Genomic DNA, 18339 nt, shown 5'->3' on the forward strand with positions numbered 1-18339 from the left:
TTTTTATTATTGTTATTATTGTTCTTATTATTGTTGTTTTTATTGTTTTGCTACCTTATTAAAATCATCTTAGCAACCTTGTCGCAACAAAAATAAAACAAGCATGAATGCCGCAGTTGCTTGCTTATAACCACAAGCTTTATTTCGCAGATTTCCGATAAAAATTTGCGCTAAATCTTAGATATATAGCGAACTTGACGTTACACTAATATTTGTTTATTTATCTTTGATATGAGCCAATATGCAACAACAGACCAGCGCCGATATGAATTTGTTATGGGGTCAATTGATCTTGGAAGAACTTGCACGCTTAGGGGTTAAGCATGTCTGTATGGCGCCAGGTTCTCGTTCAACTCCGCTAACATTGGCTGCTGCTAGTCAAACCAAGCTTACGCGTCACATTCATTTTGACGAACGAGGCTTAGGTTTTATGGCACTTGGACTGGCAAAGGCCAGCAATGCCCCTGTCGCTATCATAACCACCTCAGGTACCGCAGTGGCCAACCTTTATCCAGCGATTGTTGAGGCATGGTTAACCCATGTACCACTGATTATTTTATCTGGCGACAGACCGCCTGAGCTTATTGATTGCGGCGCCAATCAAGCCATTATTCAGCCGGCTATATTTGCTCAATACGCCAAACAAGTTAACTTACCAACGCCTGATCTTGGTTATCCGGCTAATGCATTATTGAGTACAATTGATCATGCAGTAGCGAACCAACATCAACCTGTGCATATAAACTGCATGTACCGCGAGCCTCTATACCCAGCAGAATTGGTGACATTAGCCCATGTAAAGAAAACGGCTAGTATTACAACATCAACGTATCTTGCGCCATTAAACCAATGGTTTGAAAACACTAAGCCATTAACTCGTTATGCTCGACTAACGAGTGCAGACTTACCGACAACAGACACCTTAATGCGCTTTGTTCATGGTAAGGGCGTGATAGTGGTTGGCACCTTAGCGCCTGAAGATAATCCACAGCAAATCGTCGCGTTAGCGCAAAAATTAGGCTGGCCGGTTTTAGTCGATGCACAATCACAGTTACGTCAACATCCTGGGGTAATAGGCCACGTTGACCAACTGTTATTAAACCCTAAAGCCAACAAAAAACTTGAACAAGCTGAGCGGATACTCGTCTTTGGTGGCCGTTTTGTTTCCAAACGTTTAACTCAATATATTGCCCAGCAAACTTGGCATAGCTACTGGCATGTGGGTCAATACGGCGATCGTTTAGATCCGACCCATCAATCTAAAGAATTTTACCAGGCAAGCGTTCAAGCGGTATGCCAATTACCTTGGCCGCGATCATCACAAGCCAACTGGGCATTACAATTATTACCGCTAAATGAATCATTGGAATCACTGTTTAAACAACAGATCGACAATAAAACCTTTGGTGAAGCGCAAGTCGTACGCGCCATTGCATTGGCTCAAACGGATCAACATATACTGTTTATCGGTAATAGTTTACCTATCAGGCTCTACGATATGTATGCGCCAATTGCGACCAACACACCAGCCATTTATACCAACCGTGGCGCCTCTGGCATCGATGGGTTAATTGCAACAGCTTGTGGCGTTGCCGCAGACAAAAATGCACCGACCACTCTGGTTATGGGCGACTTATCCTGTTTACATGATTTAAATTCACTGGCACTGTTAACACAAATGACCCATCCATTTGTGCTGGTTATTATCAATAATGATGGCGGTAATATCTTTAATTTATTGCCCGTACCAAATGAGGAACTTCGCAATGACTTTTATCGGTTAAGCCATGGTTTAGAGTTTGGCTATGGTGCGGCTATGTTTGGTTTGGCCTATCGGCAAGCCGATGACATTGAATCGTTTAATCAAGCTTATCAAGAAGCCTTTGAGTTCAATTGTGCCTCAGTCATTGAAATCAATGTCAGCCCTACTCAAGCCAGCGATCAAATCGCTCAAATCAGCCAATGGGTGAAACAACATTAATGGTTATAATCAGTCGTTTTGGCCAACCACACTTACCTGCATTGTTAATGCTACATGGCTTCCTTGGCAGTAAAGACGACTGGTCTATTTTAATGCCCCGTTTAAGCCAATATTTCCATTGTATTTGTATTGATTTACCTGGGCATGGCGGTAACGAAGACACCTTAACCTCACCGGGTTTACACCAAGCTGCAGAGCTGATTGTCAGTAAAATGCACCGCATGGGTTATCAACAGTTTCATTTGTTGGGCTACTCTCTTGGGGGTCGGATAGCGCTGCATATTGCAGCTGATTTTGCCGATTCTCTACTGAGTTTAACACTCGAATCAGCCCATCCTGGGTTACAAGATGCTCAGCAACAAGCCTCCCGAGCTAAAAGCGATCGCCTCTGGGCTAACAAACTCCAGCATTTAGCCCTAGCGGATTTTCTGGTACTTTGGTACCAGCAAGCGGTATTTAGCGACTTGAGCGAACATCAAAAGCAGCAACTTATTTCAATACGCCGTATTAACGATCCGCAACGCTTAGCCAATTGTTACATGACAACCTCACTGAGCTTGCAACAAGACTGTCGAAATGTACTTGAGCGGCTCAACTGCCCATGCCATTTTATATATGGTGTTGATGATAAAAAGTTTGCTCAAGTGGCTATAGATTGGCAGGCGGCACTTGCAGGTTCAGTCAATTTACAATTACACCCATTACATGCTGCAGGACATAATATTCACAGCCTGCATCCTCAATTGTTTATCGATACCCTACTGACGTTATTGTGCTTAGATCCGCTAATGGGTTCAAAGGAGTAACAATGTCATCATCAGACGACTTAACGATAACCAGTTGCACCCTGTATCAATATCAAATTGAACTCAATCCGAGCTTACCCGTGGGTATACAACGAATTGATTTTCGCAAAGGATTAGTACTTGATATCCAACTTAATAATCAACAAACGGCTTGGGCTGAAATAGCGCCATTGTCAGGCTTGGACATTGATAGCCAGATGATAACGGGGTTTAGCCAAGAATTGCTTGATGAGGTGAAATCAAAACTGCAGCAGATATTACCCTCTTTGATAGATCAACCCTTAGTGGTATTAAATGCCATTGCCCAGCAGATATCGCTGCCATCATTGGCATTCTCATTAAGCTTATTGCATGCAAAATTAACCCATTGCCTGCCTATTATTATCGAAAATACACCGATTCAATCAGCAGTGGTGCCGTTACTTTATGATGGTATGTCGACAGCCATTATCACCCAAAAGCTACTGACACAAGCCAGCATAAACAGTGTTAAAATAAAAGTCGCTCAGACTAGCATGGCAAGCGAGATCCAATTTATTTATCAAGTACTGGCCATTGCACCACATGTCACATTACGTTTAGATGCCAATCGTGGTTTTAGCCTTGAACAGGCTATCGATTTTTTAGCGTGTTTACCAAAACACAAAATTGAATACATTGAAGAACCCTGCATTAACCCAAATGATAATCCGCAAATATACCGCCAACTAGGCATTAACTACGCATTAGATGAATCACTCAACTTGCCTCAATTTGATCTCGATTTAGCCTTACAGCAACCCGGTTTGGGGGCCTTAATCATCAAACCTATGTTATTGGGTTCGCTGGAAAAATTGCAAAGTATGATCAGCCGAGCTCATCTTGAGGGAGTGCGTTGTATATTAAGCTCAAGCTTAGAAGCTGATATGGGCATTAACGACTTACGCTTAGTAAGCCAAGCATTAACCCCTGATGAATCGCCAGGCCTTGATACATTAAGCGCCTTTACTCAGCCAGTGCTGTTAGCAACCTCAGGCTTATCGCCACAACTAAACCATCAGGTATTACAGCAACTCACTCATATTGGCCCAACACGTGATCCGAACAAGGTAGGTTAATAATGATGTCACCTTTGCATCAAGCAGCATTAACAACCCCAGATGCCATTGCGATTGAGACCTCGCATGATGGCGTAAACACCAGCACCAATTCTCATGTTAATTCTCGAATAAACTATGCTCGCTTAAGTGGTTTAGTCCGCCATGTAGTGCAACAGCTGCAATCTCAAGGCGTCAAGCATGGCGACATTGTGGCTTGTGTATCACATAATAATATTGAAATGATTTGCCTATATTGGGCTTGCGTTGATGCGGGATGGATATTTTTACCTCTGTCGCCTCGATTTGCCGATGTACAGATTAATCAGCTTATCAAACGCTTTGCTCTTCAATGGCTCTGGACCGATACCCCAAGCAAAAAAACGACCATTAAGATTAACCATTGGCTCGATATTGATTTACCTAAAATATTGCCTCAAACAGACAGCAATACTGTTGAGGTATCACCCAATATAGCGTCAAATATTATTCTTACATCAGGCTCAAGTGGTACCCCAAAAGCTGCAGTGCATTGTTTAATCAACCATCTTAGCAGCGCCAAAGGAGCAGCAACCTCGATCCCTTTAACAACAACCGATGCTTGGCTATTATCGTTACCACTGTTTCATATTGGTGGGTTAGCCATTATTCATCGTTGTACCCTAGCGGGCGCCTGCATTGTATTGCGAAATCCTTCACAGTCACTGGCTGAACAGCTGCGAGGCAGTTCTATTACCCATGTGTCATTAGTGCCCACCCAAGCAATACAGATACTCCAGCAACAACCTGAAGCATTTAGCCATATTTCCGCATTACTGTTAGGCGGCGGAGTCATAGAGTCTGCACTGATTGAGGAATTACAACACCTGCACATTAACGCTTACACCAGCTATGGTATGACAGAGATGAGCTCGCAAATCACCACAGCTAAAGCGAATTTATCCGGCCATCATGGTCGCCCTTTACCGTCAAGGCAGCTTAGCCTAAAAGAGGGACTGATTTGGGTCAAAGGTGATTGCTTATTTTTAGGCTATTTAACCAGCCAAGGATTAACCTTGCCATTAGATGATCAAGGCTGGTTTTGTACCCATGATAAGGGCCAATTAGATTCCGAGGGTCAGCTGAGTATTTTAGGGCGTATGGATAACATGTTTATTTGTGGCGGTGAAAATATTCATCCAGAACAACTTGAAGCGCTGTTATTGACCCACCCAAATGTCGCCCAAGCCATTGTATTTCCAATAGACGATGCAACGTTTGGCCACTTACCTGCCGCCATTATTGATTATTGTGCAGTAGACAACCGTCATGGCGTTGATGCAGAGCATATTGCAGCCTTTGATGCTAAAAACATTGAGGTTGAAGCGATTGATATAGACGCCATTAATTTACAGCTGAGTCAGTTAGTTGAGTCAACGCTGGCACGCTTCAAGCGGCCTAGACAGTTTTTTATGTGGCCAAAAGAGGTTATCTCTAATGGTTTAAAAGTGCCAAGAAAAAGTATTATTAGCGCGATTCTAACTCAGATAGCCGCTTCAAAAAAAGCGCAATAAATGGGGTTATTGATTGCTCAGCGAGATTGATCAACCCTTGCTACAGTCACTTTTGAATGGACTAAATTGGATTAGATTAGATTGGATTTAATTGACACAGATAAAGCTTCGCAAACAAAATATCACTTTTTAGTCATAAAAAAACCTGCTGTTGCAGGTTTTAATTTATCAAAATCGAATAGGCTAGATCTTACGCTATACACGATTTAAGTTTATTCATAGCATTCTTTTCTAACTGCCGAATACGTTCCGCAGAGACTTGGTAAGTCGATGCCAGTTCTTGCAAAGTCACTTTATGATCATCTAACCAACGCGCACGTAATATATGCTGACTACGTTCATCTAAGGTTTTGATTGCTGATAATAAACGTGTTTGAGAATCGGCTTCCCAATTGGCATTTTCAACCTGCGATGCCACATCTGAAGAATGATCTTCTAAGAATAATGCTGGGGCAAAATCTTGATGGTCGTCGTCACTGTCACTGGCTAAGTCAAAAGCCGGATCTTGTGCTGCCATGCGAGACTCCATCTCAGTCACGTCAGCTTTAGATACACCCAAATTCTCCGCGACCATAGTCACTTCAGCGTCACTAAACCAACCTAAACGCTTTTTAGACTTTCGGATATTAAAGAATAATTTACGCTGTGCTTTTGTGGTCGCGACTTTCACGATACGCCAGTTTTTCAGTACGTATTCATGAATTTCAGCTTTAATCCAATGTACCGCAAAGGAGACCAAGCGAACCCCAACATCAGGATCGAAGCGTTTAACCGCTTTCATCAAGCCAATATTACCTTCTTGAATAAGGTCTGCCTGTGGTAAACCGTATCCAGAGTAACCTTTCGCAACATGCACAACAAAACGAAGATGCGACATAATTAATTGTTTTGCAGCGTGTAGATCGCCGTTTTCTTGTAAACGCTTGGCGATGCCATACTCTGTATCCGCGTCCAACATGTTAATGCTGGTCACAGACTGGATGTACGCCTCTAGACTGCTAGTGCTGTGTGGAACAGTCAGCGCCATTGATTGCGTTTGATCAGTCATTCGCTCTCCTACTACATTCAAAAATATATTTCAGCTAACTTAATACTATGAGTTAAGCCTCTTGGTTCACAACACAAGAATGCTTACCCTATTTAGCTGATGAACTATCAACTAAACGACATCATATGTCAAATAAGGTTCTACTGGATGAACATTTTTACCGCTAGGTAATCACAATGCAAGTGAACAAACGTTCATTATTGCGAATAAGCGTTATTATACGCCGGCTATTATGACGGTTCAATGCTACGTAAGTGCTGACGCACCGATAAATACGAACCCAACCAGCCTAAAAATGATGCCAGCAACACCAGTTTAATTAATTCTGAAAATGTTAACGACTCAATGGTTAATTCACTGCCATATAAACCCAATAATTCGGCTAAGGCACCATCGATATACCACACTAACAGATTGATAATTAACCATGCCAAAATGCCACCTATAACGCCATACCAAATCCCGGTATACAAAAAAGGACGTTGAATAAAGGCTTCCGTCGCGCCCACTAACTTCATCACTTCAATTTCAGCTCGACGGTTCATAATCGCAAGACGAATAGTGTTGCCAATCACTAATACCACCGCGAGGATCAGCAAGGCGGCAATCGCCAGCACGGTTTTTTCAAGTAATTTAAGCAATGCTTGCAAACGCTCTAACCATTCAATATCTAAACGACCAAAGCTGACTTCTGGTTCGCGCTCTAATTTTACCAGTAGCTCACGCGCCCCTGCCGGACTCGAGTATTTAACCGAAGGGGTTACGGTAACCACTGCAGGTAAAGGGTTCTCATCTAAGTATGCAAGTGCCTCACCAAAACCTGATAAACGCTGAAACTCTTCTAATGCTTGCTCACGACTAATATACGTCACGGATTCAACTTCTCGGAAGACTTTAATACGCGACAATAAACTTTGAATAGATTGCTCACTGCGACCTTTATTAATGAATAACGAAATTTCAGCAGCACTGTTCCAAGACTGGGTGATGTTTTCAGCATTTTTAACCAGCACCTGTAATGCGGCCGGTAAACTTAAACTCACGCCCAATACTGCCATGGTCATAATTGATGACACTGGATTACGCCAAAGTTCACCCATACTCGAGGTGCCTTGCTGCACATGACGAATAAAAAACATCACAATACGGCCACTTAAGGGTAATTTACTTTGAGTAATATTCGGTTTTTTACTCATCGTATATACTCCCCTTCAGAGGCAGAGCTTTCTCCACCGAGCATGCGTCCTTGACGCAGAGTAAAAGTACGATACTTCATTCGCGCAATGAGGCCTAAGTCGTGGGTGGCAATGAGGACACTGGTCCCAGAGTCATTAAAGGCCTCAAATAAACGTAAAATATCCATCGATAATTTAGGGTCTAAGTTACCTGTCGGTTCATCAGCCAATAATAATGGTGGTTTGTTAACAATGGCGCGGGCAATACCCACACGTTGCTGTTCACCACCAGAAAGCATTATCGGCAAATGACGTTCTTTGCCATATAAACCCACCATGTCGAGTGCGCCAGCCACCCGTTTACGAATTTCGCCATGGGTGAAGCCTTCAATCACTAACGGTAAGGCAACATTGTCAAATACGGTTTTTTCCATCAGCAAATGATGGTTCTGGAAGATCACCCCAATATTACGGCGTAAATATGGCACATGTTTAGGTCCCACATTGGCAATGTTATGCCCATTAATGGACACCTTACCTGCCGTGGCACGTTCAATTACGGTAATGAGTTTGAGCAAGGTACTTTTACCGGCACCTGAATGGCCGGTTAAAAAGGCCATTTCACCTTGTCGAAGATGAAAATTGACATCCATGAGGGCCTTTTGACCACCAGCATAGATTTTACTGACCTTCTCAAATTGGATCATAAATTATTGGTCCGTTTTATCCTGGCTAAATAATGCTTCAATAAAGTCATTGGCGTTAAAGGTACGCAAATCATCAATTTGCTCACCGACACCGATATGACGGATCGGAATAGTAAACTTATCGGCGATCGCAAAAATGACCCCGCCTTTAGCAGTACCATCTAATTTACTGATAGTAATACCCGTCACGCCAACGGCTTCTTTAAACAACTGTGCTTGGCTAATGGCATTCTGACCCGTGCTGGCATCTAAGGTTAACATGACTTCATGGGGGGAATCTGGGTCGAGTTTTTTCATTACACGCACGACCTTCTTCAACTCTTCCATTAAGTGACTTTTGTTTTGTAAACGCCCCGCGGTATCGGCGATTAATACGTCGACTTTACGCGCTTTAGCGGCTTGTAAAGCATCAAATATGACTGAAGCACTATCAGCGCCGGTATGCTGAGCCACTACCGGAATATTATTGCGCTGCCCCCACACTTGTAACTGTTCAACAGCCGCCGCGCGAAAGGTATCGCCCGCAGCTAACATGACAGATTTACCTTGGTTTTGATACTGTTTAGCCAGCTTACCAATAGTGGTTGTTTTACCAACACCGTTCACTCCGATCATTAAAATAACAAACGGACCGTTGGGATTTTCTGGGACCAAAGGCACTGCAACCGGATCGAGTATTTTTTGCATTTCTTCCCGCATTAAATCATAAAGCGCTTCCGCATCTTTAAGTTGTTTGCGCGAGGCATGCTCGGTCAGACTATTAATTAATTTAGTGGTGGTTTCTACGCCCACATCGGCAATTAATAATTGTTCTTCGAGTTCTTCAAATAACTCATCATTAATTTTTTTACCGCGAAATAAGCCAACAAATCCCGATCCAACATTCTCGCTAGTGCGCATTAAACCGCGTTTTAAACGCGCAAACATGCCTTCTTTCTTAGGCTTAGCTTGAGGTTCCTCTTGCTCTTCTAATGCGATTGACGCTGTGGGGATATGTTGTTCGGCTAACTGCAGTTGCTCTGCTGCTAATTGTTCTGCCGCAAGACGTTCCGCTTCAATGCGAGCAAGTTCTGTCGCTTGAGCTTGTTGCTCTGCTGCCAGCTTTTCGGCTGCTAATTGCTCTGCTGCTAATTGTTCAGCCGCAAGACGTTCCGCTTCAATGCGAGCAAGTTCTGCCGCTTGAGCTTGTTGCTCTGCTGCCAGCTTTTCGGCTGTTAATTGTTCTGCCGCAAGACGTTCCGCTTCAATGCGAGCAAGTTCTGCCGCTTGAGCTTGTTGCTCTGCTGCCAGCTTTTCGGCTGCTAATTGTTCTGCCGCAAGACGTTTCGCTTCAATGCGAGCAAGTTCTACCACTTGAGCTTGTTGCTCTGCTGCCAGCTGTTGTGTGACTAATACTTCAGCGGCTAACGTTTCCGCTGCAATATGCTCGACATCGACACGGGCTTGTTCTGCACGTTCATTTTCAAGACGCTCGGCTTCTAAGCGCGCAGCGTCATCCGCTTGCTTTTGCGGCTCAGCTTGTTGGGTTTGATCTTGAGCCTCTGTTGCAACGTCATGCTCCGCATCAACGTGTTGTTCTTCAACTTCAGGGGCGGGCTTATCTTTACGAAACCAGGAAAAAAAACCTTTCTTTGCCATGTTTGCTACCAGTTTTATATGCTTAAAAATTCAGTTGAAACCGTTTGTTGCATCTCTCACCAGTAAAATGATCAATACTCACATTTAATCACAAGTTTGATATAAAATAACGACGGTTCAGATTGTGGCATAGTCTACCACTTTCTTTTTTCTTTGTTCAGGCAAAATCACGAGGATGAGATGGCTAAAAAAAATACCAGCAGCGGTCAGGTGCGGATTATTTCAGGTCAATGGCGATCTCGTAAGTTACCGATCCATGATCTTGAAGGTTTACGCCCAACAACTGATCGCGTACGCGAGACCTTATTTAATTGGCTTGCAACCGATATTCGTGGTGCCAGAGTGCTCGATTGTTTTGCTGGCAGTGGTGCATTATGCCTTGAAGCATTATCGCGTTATGCCAGCTTTGCCAAAATGATTGAACTGCAAAAAAATGCGGCCAACCAACTTAAGCAAAACCTCGCTACGCTGCAGTGTCATAACGCTGAAGTGATTAATGCTGACAGTTTACAAGTCCTTGCACAAGGCACGACTGAAGGATTTGATGTGGTTTTTATCGATCCCCCTTTTCGCAAAGCATTAGCCATTAAGACCATTGAGCTATTGGCGGCACATCATTGGTTAAATAATCATGCGTTAATTTATGTTGAAACAGAATCAGAGTTAACAACCTGTAATGTCCCAGCTAATTGGATCCCCTTAAAAGAAAAATTTGCTGGACAAGTATGCTACCGCTTGTATCAATATCAACAAGCTGGATCACTTAATGCAGAGGCCAATGAAAGTGTCCAAGATTAATCAAGGTTCCATAATAAAACAAAACCGCTTGATCACAGATATCGTGTTAATCGGTAAAACCGCCACATTATCGATGTGGATCTTATTTACCTATAGCTGTGTCATCCCTTTTGACTCGGGCGCGACGGCACTGCTGCTGGCCGTGGCAAGCATCACTGCACTAATGCACACCTTGCTACTTTTGCTTGTGTTAGCGCGTAAATCCATACGCTTTCGCCGCCATTATTATGTCGCCATTTTATGCTGGGGTATTTTCGGCTTAATCTCCCCCACAGAGACGGCCACAACAAGCAATCTTTAACAGATCATCTCTACCAGAAAATTCGTAAAAGGCAATCCCTAAAAGACAGTGATAAAAAAACCCACTTCGATGAGTGGGTTTTTTTGCCTAAAACTAAAACTAGCTTTTAGGGTAAGGATGCGCGACGCCTTTATGACAATCGACACAGGTCTTTCTAGATTCAGGTGCTTTTTTAAAGTTCATACTGTGCATTCTTACGGCCATTTTCTTCATCGTATCGGGTTGATCTTCATAAATACGAGTATGGCAATGCTGACAGTTAGCCGAATCATTACTGCGGAAGTATTCTAAGGCAAGGTCCGCTTGTTCTTTACGGTTCTCATCTAACCATTCTTGAGTCATAAAACCATCGATGGTCATTAAACCAATCAAATCTTTAGACACAACGATTTTCTTCAGTAAATAAGCAAATGGGCCATGAGGTAAGTGACAATCTTGACATTGCACGGTAATACCCGCACTACCGCCACCATGAGCTGACGCCATAACTTCATCTCTTAACGAATGGTCTCGGTGACATGTCATACAAAAAGCATCACTACTTGTCGCATGCAAAGTCTGTTGTGTTGCAAAATAGCCGACTACCCCAACAATTACACCCACCACAATAAGGGCAATAATTGAGTACTTCGCGCTTGGTTTAAATAGTGCACGCCAGTTCATTGTTCAATCTCCGTAATAGCAAAAAATGGAATTCTAATATTTATTTGTCTAGTTTAGGATTTTTAGAAATTAGAAAATTGATTTTAGTCGCTATTTTGATGATTGCTTATCGAAAATTTATCGAAAATGCGAGCTAGATCGCTACTTTAGTTTGTGCTGCATCAAAAAAGGAGCCGATTGACCCCTGTAGGAACTTACTTGCTAGAAAGTAGATCAAATGCAATGGCTGTAACTTGATAGCTAAACGTGCATCAAATGTAATGGTAAAAATTATCTTGTCAGTAACACCAGCCTATATCCTAAGCTGACCATGACAAAAAATGCTGGTTTTAGGTTTATGCGCCAAAGGCTGCAATTACATACAGCCTTTAGCTCCATTAACCTTTTGCGCTAATGCTTAATGATGACTGTGTTTTGACTCCGTTGCAGGCTGATCATTTTTAGCCAATAACTTCATACTGGTAATGCAAGTGCGGCTGTTTTCATCCGTTGATATGACTTCTTTAGCTTCACGGTATACGCCATTTTTGTCACCATGATGAAAAGTGAACGCTAACTTGCGATCCCTAGGGACCCAAAAATCAATAAACCCGTCGGGTTGAGTGGTGACCATTTGATTGAGAATTTCCTCTCCGGTGGCGACATCAATAGCCGACATATGCATTTTTTCGCCGACCAATTCACCAGTACATCCCGTTGGAACATGGTTGGTGCACGGGTGAGTTTGACTTAAGAAAGGGGCAATAGATAAGAAAAATTGATCTTGTGGAATAGCAACCGATGCAGAACTGCCATTAGCAAATGAAGCCGTGATCTTATTGGGTAGCACTTTAACAACAATGCCTTGATCATTCCTATATAATGAATTTGCGGTTAATACTGCTTCTTTATAATTTAATTGTTCAAAATGTTGTGCGTCCATAGGCTCTTGTGCTTGAACAAGGGTGCTAGCACCAAGCATGATGAAGCTGCTGATCAATAATTTTTTAAACATAATAGTACCTTTATACGTCATAGTTCGGGACATTGAGTGTTGAAATACACTCAGCATCCTCCCAAAAAAAGAGCTGTGTTGATTGTGTAATACGGTGTTTTTTTTGGAATAAACGATTAAGGCGGTGGGGACTGATCAATTAACATTACGGAGGTAAAATTAAGCAGCGGAGTTGGGATAAACTCCATAGCGAATTTATCGAAAGTAAATCCTATCGGCATCAATGCGTAGGGTGCGCTATGCCATTGATCACAATGGCTGCATTTGTCGCAATTGTGTTTATCTGACGGTTCACATGGAGAAATAGCTTGAACCGTGGATTGCTGAGATGACGGCATTGAATCTGCTATAAATGCTTCGTTATCATGGCAATTGCAGGTACCGGCGCCGGTTTCATCAGATGTTGAAGCATGGCCCATGTGAGTCAATAACTGTTTTGCCGTCGACATGGAGACTTGGCTGTTTTCATGACAAGCAAGTGTACTATTCATCGCCATACTTGAGGACGTTAATCCTTGTAAGATGAGGGCAAACACTACCAGCAATGTTGTGGTTAGTTTCATGAATTCAACCGAGTGGATAATGACCTTTAGCCTATCATTGACCTCACTCGTGACTAAGATAAATTGCTTAAAACTATGAGTCACTTAACAGTTAATAACATTTTGATGGCCATTTATCGCCATTGGTTCCCTAGTAAACAAGGTTACAAACAAACTAATAATAACAATAATAAGGCTCATTTTAATGCATAAAACCGCAAGAACAGTCCATAAATGGCTGATGCTATTACTCGGACTGCAGTTTGTTATTTGGCCAGTGACGGGGGCATACATGGTGTTTGTGCATATTGACTATATCCATGGGGATCCGCTAATAACTAACCCTCAGATAAAAATCAATCCCGATAAACTGCAGTACTCGTTGGCACAACTGTTACAGACTTACCCTCATGCTGAGCAAATCAGTGTGGGTAAACTGATGGAGCAAGACGTATACCGTTTTTCAATCCCAAGCCCAACAGCGACTCAGCAGGTGTTATTAAGCGCACAAACCGGTGAGCGTTTATCGCCACTAAATCAAACGACGGCCATTGCATTAGCTCAATACTATTACGCAGGTAATGAGCCTATCGATGAGGTGAGCTTACTGACCGACAATCCACCTTTTGAGCTGAGTGATCGACATTTACCCGCTTGGCGGATTAATTTCGAGCATTTCTCCGCACCATCAATTTATATATCTGCCGACAGTGGACTTATCGTCGGTAAACGTCATGCCTTTTGGCGGATATTTGACTGGATGTTTCGCTTTCATGTGATGGACTATGGCGATGCTGAAGAGGTCGATAACCTGTTGTTATTTTGGATAGCATTGTTATCGACATTCGCCACTATTAGCGGGCTAGTATTAACTTACTTCAGGGTGTTTGGTCGCAAAAGTAAACGTAAGCCAATGTATAGTAAGCGTAAAAATATATTTAAAAAACGCAATCACAGTGGAGCAGCCTAATGTTTTGGATCAGAAAAGTGCATAAATGGGCATCGGTCATTGTGGGCATTCAATTACTGCTTTGGTTGATCAGCGGGCTGTATTTTAATCTTATGGATCACAATAAAGCCCAAGGCCTTAGTTACCGAAGCGATGCTCACGCCGTGGTGGCGGTAGACACTCATCGTTTGGTTGAACCTAAAATGGTTTTAGGCGCCTTTAAACCAAGCGTGTCACTCAACTTGATTACTTTATTAGATAAACCTTACTACTTATTAACCCATGAAAAAGGCTTATATAAACATCTTCGCCATGACTACACCTTGGTTAATGCTTATCAGGGTAAACCGGTATTGATTGACGTCGAATTTGCGCAACGACTGGCCAGAGACTCCTATTCTGGCGAGGCTCAAATCAGTTCGACACATCTACTGATCCCGCCATTGGACGACTTTCCTAAACAGCAAAATGACACTTGGCAGATAAACTTTGCCGATGACATTGTCACCAGCGTTTATATTGAAGCCCAATCGGGCCGACTTGTCGGCCACAGTGATGAGCACAAACGTTTAGCCGAAGTGTTTTTTATGCTCCACTTTATGGATTACTTTAATGAAGGCGGTTTTAATAATATTCCTATTAAGATCTTTGCATTTATCACCTTATGGTTAACCTTTAGCGGATTTATTTGGGTAATCGACATGTTGAAGCGCCACAAATACCGACCTAAGTGGAAACCAAAATCAGCATTGTCTACACGTGAAACCACGCTAAATTAATGAAATGGAATGTGTATCACACGATACAGACTATAAAGCGCTACCATTATGTTAAATAAAATGGGTATGATTGCTTGAAATATTTTTACTGATATAAAGGTCTGTTAAATTAGACCCTACAAACGACTTGGTTAAGGTTAAATGAGAGCAACGCTGTCAAACTATTGGATCATCGCAATGACTTTGCTGGCACTTGTCGGACAGGGGTTGCTGACTAATGACAGTTTTATGGTGCCAATGGCCCATGCAAAAATGGCTCAACAGGCTGCGCCTTCAGATAGGCATGCTCACGATGATCTTGCTCAGCAGAGCATGTCGGTAAAAACCGACCTGGCAACCAACACCACAGCCGCAATGCCTCAACAGGCAACGAAAAACTGTCATGATAATATGGTCAATGATGTGAATGACCTCATTAGCGCATCGGCACCGCAAACCAGCTGTTGTGATGGTTCGGGCTTTTGCAGTCTTGATTGCCATCATTGTTTGACCATTTCACTGGTAGCTAACCTTATTGACATTCAATTGCCGATGGCCAGCACCTCAATTCATTCGACATCAGTTACCATGGTTGTTAACCGTGTTTCAATCGCTTTCCCTCCCGCGTTTCGCCCACCTATCGCTTAATTCAATTGATGATTTTTGTGCATTGAGCACATCCAATATAATTATTTTTTAGTATTTATTATCATGATTATTATCATGAATATCGAGGTTGTTATGAAAAAATTCTCCTTTGCTAGTGTGCTGTTAGGCGCGTTGATTGCCGTTATGCTCCCCGTCGCTCTGACATCACCAGTGGTTTATGGCGCAGAGCACGATCATGCCCAACATCAGTCAGCGGCCAGTAAAACCTATACTTGCCCGATGCACCCTCAAGAAACCAGCGATAAAGAGGGACGTTGCCCCATCTGCAATATGTTTTTAGTCGTCAAAGATGAGCAACAAGAGTCCATCGCTGACGACAGCCAACATCATTCAGCAGCCAGTAAAACCTATACTTGCCCGATGCACCCTCAAGAGACCAGCGATAAAGAGGGACGTTGTTCCATCTGCAATATGTTTTTGGTCGTCAAAGATGAGCAACAAGAGTCCATCACTGACGACAGCCAACATCATTCAGCGGTCAGTAAAACCTATACTTGCCCGATGCACCCTCAAGAGACCAGCGATAAAGAGGGACGTTGTTCCATCTGCAATATGTTTTTGGTCGTCAAAGATGAGCAAGAAGAGTCCATCACTGACGACAGCCAACATCATTCAGCGGTCAGTAAAACCTATACTTGCCCGATGCACCCTCAAGAAACCAGCGATAAAGAGGGACGTTGTCCCATCTGTAATATGTTTTTAGTCGTCGAAGATGAGCAACAAGAGTCCAGCACTGACGACACTCAACATTCAATGGCTAACATGTAAAGTGCTATTGCAATAGAACAAAGCCTAACAGGCAAGATCAATTGATCCTTCTGTGCATCGAGCACATTCAATATTATTGTTTTTAGCGTTTTCATCATGGCTATCATGGTGAATATCGAGGTTGTTATGAAGAAATTCCCATTTTCTAGTGTGCTATTAGGCGCGATTGTTTGGGTAATAATCCCCGCAGCGCTTACATCACCAGTCGCTTATGGCGCAGAGCACGATCATGCCCAGCATCAGTCGCAAGCCAGCAAAACCTATACTTGCCCGATGCACCCTGAAGTGATCAGTGATAAAGAGGGAAGTTGTCCCATCTGTAATATGTTTCTCGTCGTCAAAGAGGATCAAGATGAGTCCAGCGTTGACGACACTCAACATCCAATGGCTAACATGAAAAGTGTCAGTCAGACAAACAAAGGCCAAGCAGACAAGGTGATTGAGCAACCTAAGCCCGCATTACTGCCCAAAGCAAATAACAAGGACAACGCTAAGGTAAAGTATGTCTGCCCAATGCATTCGCATGTGGTGTCCGATGCGCCTAGCACCTGCCCTATTTGCGGCATGAACCTTGAGAAAGTGACGGTGGCCGATGCCACCCAGAAAATCGGCAGTGGTGAGCCTGGCGGGATGCAACCATCAATGGCTAACATGAACAGTGTCAGTCAGACAAACAAAAGCCAAGCAGACAAGGTATTTGAACAACCTAAGCCCGCATTACTGCCCACGGCAAATAACAAGGACAGCACTAATGTAAAATATGTCTGCCCAATGCATTCGCATGTGGTGTCCGATGCGCCTGGCACCTGCCCTATTTGCGGCATGAACCTTGAGAAAGTGACGGTGACCGATGCCAGCAAAGAAATTGTGGTTGGCGTGTCTGGCGGTATGCAACAGGCACTGGGGATGCGAAGTCAGGTGGTTGAAAGAACCAGTTTATCTAGCCAAGTAAATACCATAGGCACAGTGCAATATAACGAAAATGCTATTGGCCATGTGCATACGCGTGCAACCGGATGGATAGAAACGCTCAAGGTGAATGACGTGGGACAAGAGATAAAAAAGGGCCAACTCTTATATGAGCTTTACTCGCCCGAGCTAGTCAATGCCCAAGACGATTATTCCCAAGCACAAGACTACCTTAAACAAGATAACGAGCGTGGCAGTAGTTTATTGCTTAAAGCTCGTAAACGCTTAACACTATTAGGTGTCGATAGCACGGTGATTAATCGCTTAGAAAAAACCGGTGAAACCATTTTTAAAGTGCCTTTTTATGCCCAGCAAGATGGCTTTATCAGTAAGTTAACGATCCGTCCCGGTATGTATATCCAGCCAGGCGATACCTTGTTTGAAATCGTTAACTTAGACAGTGTATGGGTCATTGCAGATGTATTTGAAAACGAGCAAAGTTGGCTACAAAAAGGCCGCAAAGTCACTGTCAGCGCAGCAGCGCTGGGACTGTTTGATATTGACTCGACGATTGACTATATCTACCCCGAATTAGATCCCGTCACCCGGGCTATGCAGGTACGGATCAAACTCAATAATCTTAACGACAAGCTCAGACCTGGCAGCTTAGTGGATGTCACCTTATTTGGCCTTCCTAAGGATAATGTGCTCACCGTCCCAACAGAGGCGCTCATTCTTACTGGCCGCGAGAACCGTATTGTGGTGCAACGCAGTGATACTAGCTTTGCTTCAGTGCCGGTAAAAATTGGCATGATAGCAGACGGTAAGGCCGAAATTTTAGACGGGCTGAATGAGCATGACAAAGTGGTCATATCTGGACAGTTTTTACTAGACTCAGAAGCCAGTATTCAAGGCAGTTTACAGCGTTTAACGAGTAATGATTCAACCACCCAAGATTCAACCCAAGATTCAACCACCACCGATGCTCACCAGCACTAAGGAGC

At 43.2% G+C, this 18339-nt stretch carries 18 protein-coding genes; 11 read left to right on the forward strand and 7 right to left on the reverse strand.

Annotated elements, in window-relative coordinates:
* Positions 1-241 precede the first annotated feature (241 nt).
* Genes menD through menE form a run of 4 tightly spaced genes read left to right on the forward strand, consistent with a single transcriptional unit; the run spans position 242 to position 5416 of the window.
* Positions 242-1981 carry a 2-succinyl-5-enolpyruvyl-6-hydroxy-3-cyclohexene-1-carboxylic-acid synthase gene (gene menD, locus CXF80_RS12295; RefSeq protein ID WP_101033140.1) on the forward strand — a complete coding sequence of 580 codons (1740 nt, stop codon included), beginning with the start codon at positions 242-244 and terminating at the stop codon, positions 1979-1981.
* Positions 1981-2787: a 2-succinyl-6-hydroxy-2,4-cyclohexadiene-1-carboxylate synthase gene (menH, locus tag CXF80_RS12300; RefSeq protein ID WP_101033141.1), complete on the forward strand. Its 807-nt coding sequence runs from the start codon at positions 1981-1983 to the stop codon at positions 2785-2787. Before menD ends, menH begins: the two co-directional genes overlap by 1 nt.
* 2 nt (positions 2788-2789) lie before the next feature.
* Positions 2790-3884: an o-succinylbenzoate synthase gene (gene menC, locus CXF80_RS12305; protein WP_101033142.1), complete on the forward strand. Its 1095-nt coding sequence runs from the start codon at positions 2790-2792 to the stop codon at positions 3882-3884.
* A 2-nt stretch (positions 3885-3886) separates the two neighbouring features.
* On the forward strand, positions 3887-5416 hold the full coding sequence (menE, locus tag CXF80_RS12310) for an o-succinylbenzoate--CoA ligase (RefSeq protein ID WP_101033143.1): 1530 nt from the start codon (positions 3887-3889) through the stop codon (positions 5414-5416).
* A gap of 190 nt (positions 5417-5606) precedes the next feature.
* Here the strand turns inward: menE and rpoH are convergent, their stop codons facing one another.
* The 4 genes from rpoH to ftsY all read right to left on the reverse strand — a co-directional run bounded on the left by rpoH (position 5607) and on the right by ftsY (position 9984).
* Positions 5607-6464 (reverse strand): RNA polymerase sigma factor RpoH, encoded by an 858-nt coding sequence (gene rpoH, locus CXF80_RS12315; RefSeq protein WP_101033144.1) that lies wholly within the window; start codon positions 6462-6464, stop codon positions 5607-5609.
* Positions 6465-6694: 230 nt separating this feature from the next.
* Entirely contained in the window at positions 6695-7660 is a 966-nt protein-coding gene (gene ftsX / locus CXF80_RS12320) for a permease-like cell division protein FtsX (RefSeq protein WP_101033145.1), read from the reverse strand.
* Positions 7657-8346 (reverse strand): cell division ATP-binding protein FtsE, encoded by a 690-nt coding sequence (gene ftsE, locus CXF80_RS12325; protein ID WP_101033146.1) that lies wholly within the window; start codon positions 8344-8346, stop codon positions 7657-7659. The genes ftsX and ftsE overlap by 4 nt, the downstream gene beginning before the upstream one ends.
* 3 nt (positions 8347-8349) lie before the next feature.
* Entirely contained in the window at positions 8350-9984 is a 1635-nt protein-coding gene (gene ftsY, locus CXF80_RS12330; protein ID WP_101033147.1) for a signal recognition particle-docking protein FtsY, read from the reverse strand.
* A 180-nt stretch (positions 9985-10164) separates the two neighbouring features.
* Between ftsY and rsmD the strand changes: the two genes are divergently transcribed.
* On the forward strand, positions 10165-10782 hold the full coding sequence (gene rsmD, locus CXF80_RS12335; RefSeq protein ID WP_101033148.1) for a 16S rRNA (guanine(966)-N(2))-methyltransferase RsmD: 618 nt from the start codon (positions 10165-10167) through the stop codon (positions 10780-10782).
* Positions 10769-11083: a DUF1145 domain-containing protein gene (locus CXF80_RS12340; RefSeq protein WP_157822227.1), complete on the forward strand. Its 315-nt coding sequence runs from the start codon at positions 10769-10771 to the stop codon at positions 11081-11083. Before rsmD ends, CXF80_RS12340 begins: the two co-directional genes overlap by 14 nt.
* Positions 11084-11182: 99 nt before the next feature.
* Here CXF80_RS12340 and CXF80_RS12345 read toward each other — a convergent pair whose 3' ends face one another.
* The 3 genes from CXF80_RS12345 to CXF80_RS12355 form a co-directional block, all read right to left on the reverse strand.
* Complete coding sequence (locus CXF80_RS12345; protein ID WP_101033150.1) at positions 11183-11746, reverse strand: NapC/NirT family cytochrome c; 564 nt, start codon at positions 11744-11746, stop codon at positions 11183-11185.
* A 397-nt stretch (positions 11747-12143) separates the two neighbouring features.
* Entirely contained in the window at positions 12144-12740 is a 597-nt protein-coding gene (locus tag CXF80_RS12350; RefSeq protein WP_101033151.1) for a CueP family metal-binding protein, read from the reverse strand.
* A gap of 116 nt (positions 12741-12856) precedes the next feature.
* Positions 12857-13303 (reverse strand): hypothetical protein, encoded by a 447-nt coding sequence (locus CXF80_RS12355; RefSeq protein ID WP_101033152.1) that lies wholly within the window; start codon positions 13301-13303, stop codon positions 12857-12859.
* A gap of 184 nt (positions 13304-13487) precedes the next feature.
* Between CXF80_RS12355 and CXF80_RS12360 the strand changes: the two genes are divergently transcribed.
* The 5 genes from CXF80_RS12360 (at position 13488) to CXF80_RS12380 (ending at position 18334) form a co-directional block, all read left to right on the forward strand.
* Positions 13488-14252 carry a PepSY domain-containing protein gene (locus CXF80_RS12360; protein WP_198554762.1) on the forward strand — a complete coding sequence of 255 codons (765 nt, stop codon included), beginning with the start codon at positions 13488-13490 and terminating at the stop codon, positions 14250-14252.
* On the forward strand, positions 14252-15010 hold the full coding sequence (locus tag CXF80_RS12365; protein WP_101033154.1) for a PepSY domain-containing protein: 759 nt from the start codon (positions 14252-14254) through the stop codon (positions 15008-15010). The genes CXF80_RS12360 and CXF80_RS12365 overlap by 1 nt, the downstream gene beginning before the upstream one ends.
* A gap of 141 nt (positions 15011-15151) precedes the next feature.
* Positions 15152-15637 (forward strand): hypothetical protein, encoded by a 486-nt coding sequence (locus CXF80_RS12370; RefSeq protein WP_232772094.1) that lies wholly within the window; start codon positions 15152-15154, stop codon positions 15635-15637.
* 93 nt (positions 15638-15730) lie between these two features.
* Positions 15731-16426, forward strand: coding sequence for a heavy metal-binding domain-containing protein (locus tag CXF80_RS12375; RefSeq protein WP_157822228.1), 696 nt, complete (start codon positions 15731-15733; stop codon positions 16424-16426).
* Between the two features lie 126 nt (positions 16427-16552).
* Complete coding sequence (locus CXF80_RS12380; RefSeq protein WP_232772095.1) at positions 16553-18334, forward strand: efflux RND transporter periplasmic adaptor subunit; 1782 nt, start codon at positions 16553-16555, stop codon at positions 18332-18334.
* The last annotated feature ends 5 nt before the right edge of the window (positions 18335-18339 follow it).

The sequence above is a fragment of the Shewanella sp. Actino-trap-3 genome, from assembly GCF_002836275.1.
In the GTDB taxonomy this organism is placed as follows: Bacteria; Pseudomonadota; Gammaproteobacteria; order Enterobacterales; family Shewanellaceae; genus Shewanella; species Shewanella psychromarinicola.

Bases quoted from the DNA above. Each gene is read 5' to 3' on its own strand.
- menD (WP_101033140.1), top strand. From the start codon at position 242: ATGCAACAACAGACCAGCGCCGATATGAATTTGTTATGGGGTCAATTG.
- menH (WP_101033141.1), top strand. From the start codon at position 1,981: ATGGTTATAATCAGTCGTTTTGGCCAACCACACTTACCTGCATTGTTA.
- menC (WP_101033142.1), top strand. From the start codon at position 2,790: ATGTCATCATCAGACGACTTAACGATAACCAGTTGCACCCTGTATCAA.
- menE (WP_101033143.1), top strand. From the start codon at position 3,887: ATGATGTCACCTTTGCATCAAGCAGCATTAACAACCCCAGATGCCATT.
- rpoH (WP_101033144.1), bottom strand. From the start codon at position 6,464: ATGACTGATCAAACGCAATCAATGGCGCTGACTGTTCCACACAGCACT.
- ftsX (WP_101033145.1), bottom strand. From the start codon at position 7,660: ATGAGTAAAAAACCGAATATTACTCAAAGTAAATTACCCTTAAGTGGC.
- ftsE (WP_101033146.1), bottom strand. From the start codon at position 8,346: ATGATCCAATTTGAGAAGGTCAGTAAAATCTATGCTGGTGGTCAAAAG.
- ftsY (WP_101033147.1), bottom strand. From the start codon at position 9,984: ATGGCAAAGAAAGGTTTTTTTTCCTGGTTTCGTAAAGATAAGCCCGCC.
- rsmD (WP_101033148.1), top strand. From the start codon at position 10,165: ATGGCTAAAAAAAATACCAGCAGCGGTCAGGTGCGGATTATTTCAGGT.
- CXF80_RS12345 (WP_101033150.1), bottom strand. From the start codon at position 11,746: ATGAACTGGCGTGCACTATTTAAACCAAGCGCGAAGTACTCAATTATT.
- CXF80_RS12350 (WP_101033151.1), bottom strand. From the start codon at position 12,740: ATGTTTAAAAAATTATTGATCAGCAGCTTCATCATGCTTGGTGCTAGC.
- CXF80_RS12355 (WP_101033152.1), bottom strand. From the start codon at position 13,303: ATGAAACTAACCACAACATTGCTGGTAGTGTTTGCCCTCATCTTACAA.
- CXF80_RS12360 (WP_198554762.1), top strand. From the start codon at position 13,488: ATGCATAAAACCGCAAGAACAGTCCATAAATGGCTGATGCTATTACTC.
- CXF80_RS12365 (WP_101033154.1), top strand. From the start codon at position 14,252: ATGTTTTGGATCAGAAAAGTGCATAAATGGGCATCGGTCATTGTGGGC.
- CXF80_RS12370 (WP_232772094.1), top strand. From the start codon at position 15,152: ATGAGAGCAACGCTGTCAAACTATTGGATCATCGCAATGACTTTGCTG.
- CXF80_RS12375 (WP_157822228.1), top strand. From the start codon at position 15,731: ATGAAAAAATTCTCCTTTGCTAGTGTGCTGTTAGGCGCGTTGATTGCC.
- CXF80_RS12380 (WP_232772095.1), top strand. From the start codon at position 16,553: ATGAAGAAATTCCCATTTTCTAGTGTGCTATTAGGCGCGATTGTTTGG.